The sequence below is a fragment of the Arcicella sp. LKC2W genome (assembly GCF_034931005.1).
Classification (GTDB): Bacteria; Bacteroidota; Bacteroidia; order Cytophagales; family Spirosomataceae; genus Arcicella.
Window position 1 is genome coordinate 1 of the sequence record NZ_JAYGIN010000060.1, and the last position, 2,516, is coordinate 2,516.

Below are 2,516 nucleotides of genomic sequence, written 5' to 3' on the forward strand. Positions count from 1 at the left end.
CTTTGTTTAACGTGAAAGAAAACAAAGCAGAATAGTCTATAAATGGGTACTCTTCCTAACGAAGTCGATGATTTGCAAAACAAATCATACGCTATCAATGACTGTTTGACTACTATTCCATGCCAGGCTTGCCAACGAACTGTGGGTATCAATGTGGGTGCGGCTTTTGCTCTTTGTTTTCGTAGTAGTAACGTTTCGGTTGTTAGGTTTTGTTCATAAACCCTTTTATATCAGGGGCTTGCCACAAACCCATGTTGAACTAAACCTCTGGTAGCTTTTGCCCCTCAAGTTCTATCTTTGCATAAATTACAAACTATTTTTAAGATGACAAAAAAAGAATGTTGATGAATTACACGTTGATAAGCTTATTCATCGTGCAAAAGTAGAAGTGGCTGATTTTGAAGCTCTTCTTTATCGTTTCGAGCGTAATATTTCTATTTTAGGTAGAAGTAAAAGCACCTTTGAGAACTACGCTCGCCACGTTGCCGCCATTGCCCTTCACTATGGTCAAATCCCCACTTTGTTGACCGCTCGGCGTTCCGACAAGAACAGATACATGAATATCTGTATATGCTTCAAAAGCGGTCTAAAACCCCTTCCCAAACGTATTTTAAACACACGGTTTACGGACTTCGTTTTCTACTGAAAACGGAAGGTTTGCCATATTCTTACTTACATCTTCCTGAGATTAAAAAGGAGAAGAAACTGCCCGTGGTACTGAGTAAAGCAGAAGTTTGGTCTATGCTCAAGCATTGTCCATTACTCAAGCATCGCATTTTGATTGGCTTGCTTTACGGTTGTGGTCTTCGCTGTCTTGAAGTGCGAAGTATTCGTTTAGCTGATTTAGACTTTGACCGAAAGACTTTAAAAGTTGTTCAAGGTAAGGGTAAGAAAGACCGATACGTTCCACTTTCAGACCACTTGATTCGTGGTTTAAAGAAGTATATTTTAGCCGAACAACCTGCTGAATATCTTTTTGGAGGACAAATTAATGGGCGTGCAGGAACATCCGTTCGGGGCGGGGATTTCGACAGTCGTTACAGTCAAAAAGGTGTCCAGTGACTGGGCGTCCCCGGGCTGTAAAAGAGGCTGCCAAGCGAGCTGGGGTTTTGAAGGACGTTCATGTGCATACGCTTCGTCATAGTTTTGCAACCCATCTGTTAGAAGATGGTCTTGATATTATTACGTTGAAGGACTTATTGGGTCACGAGAATATTGAGACAACGATGGAGTATTTGCACATTGCTCAAAATGGTCGAGTAAAACCATTCAGTCCTTTAGATACACTCTTCAAGGAATGCAGCCCGACTACGAAGTAGCCCAAGTACTTCAACGTTTAGGGAAAGGCATTTCTGATTTGGGTTTAAATACGTGGCAATTACGGACACTTTGGGCTATTGAACGTTGCCGTACTGCTGCTTTAGGTGGTCATATAGATGCTTGTGATAGCTGTGGAAATATTAGTATTAGCTATAATTCTTGTCGAAACCGACACTGTAATAAGTGCCAAGGACATAAAAAAGAAGAGTGGATACAGGCAAGGGAATCAGACTTATTGCCTGTTCCATATTTCCACGTTGTGTTCACTTTACCTCAAGAGTTAAACCAATTAGCCTTCTACCAAACCAAAGAGGTTTATGATAGTTTGTTTCAGGCTTCTTGGCAAACCATGGAGACTTTTGGCAAAAATAAGGGTGTTCAAATGGGAATGATTTCGGTTTTGCATACGTGGGCGGTCCGACGTTTCGGACAGAATTTGAGTTTGCATCCTCACATCCACTGTATTGTGCCAGGTGGTGGAGTAGATGGAACAGGTAATTGGCAGTCTATTCGTAGTGATGGTAAGTTTTTGTTTCCCGTAAAAGCTCTCAGTAAAGTGTTCAAGCTGGGACGCATAGTCGAAGTATGTGGGGATTTTATCGCAGAAAATAGAACTGGATAAAGAACTTCGAGAATCACTATTCAAGAAGGATTGGATTGTATATGCGAAACGCCCTTTTGGCTCGCCCAAGTCGGTGGTGGAATATTTAGGTAGATACACGCACAAGGTTGCCATCAGCAATCACCGCTTAAAATCCATTGAGGAAGAACGAATTACTTTTTCTTATAAGGACTACCGCAGTCAATGAGTATTGCGTTTAAAAAGGTTCTTCGTCAATTTTGGTGAAAAGCTATCTTTGACTTGTAATTACCACTCTCTTTCGGAGAAGTTCAAAGCCTGCACGACCATACATTTGTCGTTTGATATTTTTGAGCCTGTTGACTTGGCCTTCGACTGGTCCATTACTCCAATTTGAGACAAAACCTTGGTAAACTGCTTGAAAATCTCTTAGAATACCTCTGGCAAACCCTTTAATATTTTCGTTTTCATCATTAATGACTTCATTGCACCAGGCAGCCAATTTATCTCCTTCTTTCTCTTTCATCAGCCTTCTAAAATTTAAAACAGTATTTCGTACCTTCTTGATGATGGGATTGTCTTCTAATAATTTTGCTAAATATGCCCTTGGTAACTC

General features: G+C 40.8%; 3 protein-coding genes and 1 pseudogene. 3 read left to right on the plus strand and 1 reads right to left on the minus strand.

Annotated features, from left to right (window positions below):
• The first annotated feature begins 570 nt into the window (after nucleotides 1–570).
• The 3 genes and pseudogenes from VB796_RS23615 to VB796_RS23625 form a co-directional block, all read left to right on the plus strand.
• Nucleotides 571–1,062: a tyrosine-type recombinase/integrase gene (locus VB796_RS23615; RefSeq protein ID WP_323349059.1), complete on the plus strand. Its 492-nt coding sequence runs from the start codon at nucleotides 571–573 to the stop codon at nucleotides 1,060–1,062.
• Nucleotides 1,059–1,319 (plus strand): tyrosine-type recombinase/integrase, encoded by a 261-nt coding sequence (locus tag VB796_RS23620; RefSeq protein ID WP_323349060.1) that lies wholly within the window; start codon nucleotides 1,059–1,061, stop codon nucleotides 1,317–1,319. Before VB796_RS23615 ends, VB796_RS23620 begins: the two co-directional genes overlap by 4 nt.
• Nucleotides 1,298–2,126 (plus strand): annotated as a pseudogene (locus VB796_RS23625) (transposase); the annotation flags it as partial. The gene VB796_RS23620 and the pseudogene VB796_RS23625, both read left to right, overlap by 22 nt.
• A gap of 45 nt (nucleotides 2,127–2,171) precedes the next feature.
• Here VB796_RS23625 and VB796_RS23630 read toward each other — a convergent pair.
• The coding region (locus tag VB796_RS23630; protein ID WP_323349061.1) for a transposase at nucleotides 2,172–2,516 on the minus strand (345 nt) is incomplete at its 5' end.